This window comes from Pseudomonas sp. P4_C3, from assembly GCF_056402075.1.
The window spans coordinates 1-5,452 of the sequence record NZ_JBFUIC010000276.1 but is presented as its reverse complement, the minus strand read 5'-3'; the positions used below and the strand labels follow the sequence as shown (position 1 = coordinate 5,452).

Below are 5,452 nucleotides of genomic sequence, written 5' to 3'. Positions count from 1 at the left end.
TAGTGGAGCAACTCGGGGACGAGACCTTTGCCTACCTGGACGTTCCGGGGACCCGTGACGGCCTGCTGACTGTTCGTTTGCCTGTGACGACGCTCGTTCGACTGGGCGATACGTTGACGCTCGGTGTGCCGAAACACAGTAGTCATTTGTTTGCCGCAGACCAAAGGGCCTACCCGAGGGGCCGGCCAGATGAGGTCGCGCCCGTCGAGAGCCCTGTTCTGGTGGTGCCCGGCAATTAATCAGGCGTCGGCCAATTATCCGGAGGCGCGCTCCACTAGGCTGCGGTCACCGAAGGTCAGAGCACAACAATAATAATTTCGCAGGGCGCAACGCTATCCACGTGTGGCCGTGCGCCAGCAAGGCTGGAGACAATATGAATATTCGCAACTTCGCCACATCCGGATTGGGTCTTCTCTTGGGTTCGTTACTGCAGGCAGGTGTCTGCAGCGCAGCGACTATCAGCATCTCCTGCAGCGCGACCGGCAAAGACCTGGAAATATGTACCCAGGGTGCCGAGGCGTGGGCAAAACAAAGTGGCAACCAGGTCAATGTGGTGTCTTCACCAGACGCGGGCCGATTGGCGCTGTATCAACAATTACTGAGCGTTGGTTCATCGGAAATCGATGTATTGCAGATCGATACCGTCTGGCCGGGTATCCTGGGGCAACACCTGGTTGACCTGCAGGAAAAGGCCGGTGGCGTGACCGACCAGCACTTTGCATCCCTTATCAAAAACGACACTGTCGGCAATCGGCTGGTCGCAATGCCTTGGTATGCCGACGCAGGAGTGCTGTATTACCGCAAGGATCTGCTGGAAAAGTACAAGGCCAAGGTTCCCGCAACCTGGGAAGAGCTGAGCGCCACGGCAAAGACGATTCAGGATGCCGAGCGCACTGCCGGCCATGACAAGTTATGGKGGTTTGTCTGGCAGGGCCGCAATTACGAAGGGCTTATGTGCAATGCTCTTGAGTGGGTGTCGAGCTACAACGGTGGCGCAATTATCGATGTCTCCGGCAAGGTGACAATTGACAATCCTGGGGCGGTCGCCGCTCTGACACTCGCCAAGGGCTGGGTGGGTAGTATCAGCCCCCAAGGCGTTCTGAACTACAGCGAGGAGGAAGCCCGCGGAGTATTTCAGTCCGGCGATGCGGTGTTCATGCGTAACTGGCCGTACGCGCTGGCGCTGGTCAATAACGACGGTAGCCCTATCAAGGATAAGGTCGGTATAGCGGTACTTCCCAAGGGCGGCGAGGAGGGGCGGCATGCGCCAATCCTCGGCGGCTGGCAGTTGGCTGTCTCCAAATACTCGAAAAATCCCGACGCGGCGGCGGACCTGGTGATGTACCTCACCAGCGCGGCGGAACAGAAGCGACGTGTCATCGCAGGAGGTTTCGCTCCAACGATTACCGCCCTGTACAACGAGGAAAGTGTGCGCTCGGCTGTTGGTCCGGTCGTTGATGTCCTTCACGACCTATTGACCAACGCCGTATTGCGACCTTCGGCGATCACCGGGAGCCGATATAGTCAGGTGAGCGCAGAGTTCTCCGATGCCGTTTATTCCGTTATTTCCGGCCGTACTGACGCCGCGACGAGTTTGAAGGATCTGGACAGCAAACTGTACAGAATGGGTCGGGGTGGAAAATGGTAAATACCACAGCTAAAGCATCTGCCGCTGATGTTTTTCCCTCCGGGAAACCAGGCAGCTCAGGACCTCGTGTTAGCTCTTTAACGCGTGACCGTGTGCGCTCAGCGTGGTTGTTTCTAACCCCGATGCTGATAATTCTGGCACTCATCGCTGGCTGGCCGCTCGCACGCACTATCTGGTTTGGCTTCACCGATGCCAACCTCGCGGATTTGAGCAGTGCGCGGTTTATTGGTTTTGGCAATTATCTGACGATGGACGATGGGCGCTGGTCGGGCTTGCTGACGGATCCCGATTGGTGGCGCGCAGTATGGAACACCGCGTACTTTGCGGCTATGTCCGTCAGCCTGGAAGTTTTTTTCGGGACGATCGTTGCCTTGGTACTTAACGCCAATTTTCCAGGGCGAGCATTGGTGCGCGCGGCCGTTCTCATTCCCTGGGCTATCCCTACCGTCGTCTCGGCGAAAATGTGGAGCTGGATGCTGAACGATCAGTTCGGGATTCTGAATCACGCATTGATGGCGCTGGGCATCATCAGTCATCCGCAAGCGTGGACGGCGGATCCGGACCTCTCGATGATTGCCGTTGTGATAGTAGACGTCTGGAAGACCACCCCATTCATGGCGTTGCTGATTTTGGCCGGCCTGCAGATGCTTCCTTCCGATTGTTACGAGGCAGCGAAGATTGATGGCATCCACCCGGTGCGGGTGTTTTTCAAAGTCACGTTGCCGTTGGTTCGGCCAGCCATCATGGTCGCGGTGCTTTTCCGCGCACTGGATGCCTTGCGCGTGTTCGATCTCATCTATGTGCTGACCTCTAACAGTAAAGAGACAATGTCCATGTCGATCTATGCACGCCAACAGCTCTTGGAATTCCAGGAAGTCGGCTACGGTTCTGCTGCGTCCACGCTGCTGTTTCTGGTTGTGGCCTTCTGCATCGTTCTATACATCGTGGCCGGTCGCGTTCGCTTCGACGAAGAACAATAAGGAGATCTGCAATGAAAAAAGTGCTCGGGATCTGCGCCTTTTACCTACTGGTAGCGATGATTGTTTTCATTTCTGTCTTTCCGTTTTACTACGCGATCATCTCGTCGCTCAAACCTGCGTCGCAGATGTTCAATGTCGACTACTTTCCTAAATTCTGGCACTGGGAAAACTATGTTGCAGTGTTCCGTGAACAGCGGTTCGCGGCCAATATCATGAACTCTCTACTGGTCGCGTTCTCAGTGGTGGCTGTGTCGTTATTGCTTAGCGTAACAGCCGCTTACGCGTTGGGTCGAATACGCTTTCGTGGACGCAAGACGATCCTCGTGATCATCCTGGGCGTATCCATGTTTCCACAGGTCGCGGTGCTGTCGGGCATGTTCGAGCTGATCCGCTTACTGGGTCTCTACAATAATTTGCTTGGCCTGACGCTTTCGTACCTGATATTCACGCTTCCTTTTACGGTATGGGTCCTGACGACTTTTATCAGGGGCCTTCCCAAGGAGTTGGAAGAGGCGGCAATCATGGACGGAGCCAAACCATGGACGATCATCACCCGTGTGTTGATGCCGCTCATGTGGCCGGTTCTGGTGACGACCGGGTTATTGGCTTTTGTGGCTGCGTGGAACGAGTTTCTCTTTGCCCTGACATTCACCCTGACCAATGAACAACGCACAGTGCCGGTCGCCATTGCCCTGATCACCGGAGGAAGTGCCCACGAGCTGCCCTGGGGCAATATTATGGCGGCCTCGGTCATTGTGACGGTCCCCATTGTATTGTTGGTGCTGTTCTTTCAGCGGCGCATAGTTTCAGGACTGACCGCAGGCGCAGTGAAAGGCTAGGCGGCCGCAAAAACTAAGTGCAGCACCTTACCCTCCGGTAAGGTGCCGCCATGACCTATACAGAACTCAGCAGCTGGTAGTATCTATGACCGTATAGGATTTAATAATACCTACATGGTTCTTGGGCTTATCGCACTGTCTTTTACGGCATTGTCCGCTTTTACACTTACGGGGAGCGCACGAAAGAAAGCAGTACCTGAACGGGCAATCTGATTCAGGAAGTTCTCGCAGAGTTAAATGTCATATAACGGAAAAATAATGAGACATTATCTAGTATTTATTGGTGTCGGTCTGCTGATAAGTGGCGTCGTTCAAGCACAGCCCATTAGCGTTGAGGAAAGGTTGATATCCATGGAGCGGCGTATACAAACGGCAGAAAGGCGAGCAGCCGCAGCGGAGAGTGAAGTACTTCTGCTGAAAAAAAACATCGCCATGGTGCCTAGGGATACTTCAGAATCTGACAGTGTGCGGTTGACATCGGTTAGCGATGCTGTTGACCCTGAGACGACAGCAAAGGAAATAAAAATTCCGGAACTAAAATTGCGCGGATACGGTGATTTAAAACTATATGGTGATGTCGAATTAAACGTCGATGCAGCCAGTCAATCTGGCCAGCTGACATCTGCAAGAAATCGCTCAGACARTAAAGTTTGGCGACCTGGTTCCGATGGACGCAGGGACGTCAATGGCCGTATTCTTGTTGGTCTTGACGGTTATCGTCGCCAGGATGACGGGCGCTATGCTGGATTCAGCGTCCAGCCATTAGCGAATGTGAATGGCAAAATGGGAGTTGACGACGCAGCTTTCTTCTTCGGCGCCGAAAAGGACTGGCAGGCAAAGATTGGTCGATTCGAGGCCTACGATTTGTTTCCGCTCAACCAAGATACTTTTGTAGAATATTCTGGAAACACCGCCAACGACTTGTACTCTGATGGTTACGGTTATATTTACATGATGAAGGAAGGGCGGGGGCGTAGCAGTGCTGGCGGCAATATTTTGTTGAGTAAAAACCTCGGGCGATGGTATATGGAAATCAATGCATTGTTCGAGGACGGAACTTCACTTTATTTCGATAGAGAATATCATGGGAATGCTTTGGAAAACAGGAAAAATACTGTCTATGTAAGGCCGGTAGTTGCCTGGAAAGGAGACGTTTTTTCTGCCGCCATAGGAATGGAACACAACGTGGTTAAGAATGCCTATGGTCACAATAGTTTGGATGGGGAGTTCAGAGATCAGTCGGCGCGTACCGGCTATGGCGCTACGCTGGGCTGGAATACAAAGAATAATGACCCTGAAAACGGCGTGCAAATCAATTTTAGTACCGCCTATATGGATGCGGTGGACGAGCAGGATCTTTCCGTCGGTATTAATGGTTTATGGCGCCGTGTTGAGTTGGGGTATGTTTTTGCCCATAATCAGATCAATAAATTCAATGCCGAAGAAAATTTTGATGCTATGAATGGTCCTCTGATGAATCCGGGAATGTATGATATACATACCCTCTTTACGTCTTATCTTATTCCTAATGTTTTTGATATGGAGAATTTCAATTTATACCTTGGGGGGTATGTCTCATATCTACAAAAGGACAGTGAGGGGCAGCTTGTGAGTGGCAGCAATGATGACCGATATGGTCTGAGAGCACGATTCAAATATTTATTCTAATATTAATGATTTTGCACGATAATCTTCTGGTCGAAAGTCAGGGAGTGAAGGTGGTTACCGCTCTGGTGTAAAATCACTCATGGGTTGGAGACTGGATTAATACTCCTTTTCCACCTTAAACATAAAACGACGCTCGGTGAACGTCGTTTTATGTTTGTACGTAATTTGTTCGGTTTGTTAAGAGCGAGGTCAAGCTCGTTATTTTTGCCCAAGATCTCTTGCGCCCCGCTGTCTTCATCGGGTTACAAAAGTGCAACTACAATTAGTATCAGAAAATTGGCGCCTGAAGGGAATAGTACTTTCACCCCGACCTCCAG

The 5,452-nt window shown here is 52.0% G+C and carries 6 protein-coding genes; all 6 read left to right on the top strand.

All coding sequences use genetic code 11. The annotated features are described in order from the left end of the window. Nucleotides 1–239: hypothetical protein (locus tag AC1DVH_RS25525; protein ID WP_477756143.1), on the top strand; the 239-nt coding region annotated here is incomplete at its 5' end. 134 nt (nt 240–373) lie between these two features. Continuing rightward, nucleotides 374–1,648 carry an ABC transporter substrate-binding protein gene (locus AC1DVH_RS25520; RefSeq protein WP_477756142.1) on the top strand — a complete coding sequence of 425 codons (1,275 nt, stop codon included), beginning with the start codon at nt 374–376 and terminating at the stop codon, nt 1,646–1,648. Then, nucleotides 1,642–2,628 (top strand): carbohydrate ABC transporter permease, encoded by a 987-nt coding sequence (locus AC1DVH_RS25515; RefSeq protein ID WP_477756141.1) that lies wholly within the window; start codon nt 1,642–1,644, stop codon nt 2,626–2,628. Before AC1DVH_RS25520 ends, AC1DVH_RS25515 begins: the two co-directional genes overlap by 7 nt. Next, a complete protein-coding gene (locus AC1DVH_RS25510; RefSeq protein ID WP_477756145.1) occupies nt 2,625–3,467 on the top strand; it encodes a carbohydrate ABC transporter permease in 843 nt (280 codons plus the stop codon). Before AC1DVH_RS25515 ends, AC1DVH_RS25510 begins: the two co-directional genes overlap by 4 nt. A gap of 57 nt (nt 3,468–3,524) precedes the next feature. Further along, complete coding sequence (locus AC1DVH_RS25505; RefSeq protein ID WP_477756144.1) at nt 3,525–3,680, top strand: MFS transporter; 156 nt, start codon at nt 3,525–3,527, stop codon at nt 3,678–3,680. Between the two features lie 45 nt (nt 3,681–3,725). Further along, nucleotides 3,726–5,135: a carbohydrate porin gene (locus tag AC1DVH_RS25500; protein ID WP_477756140.1), complete on the top strand. Its 1,410-nt coding sequence runs from the start codon at nt 3,726–3,728 to the stop codon at nt 5,133–5,135. The last annotated feature ends 317 nt before the right edge of the window (nt 5,136–5,452 follow it).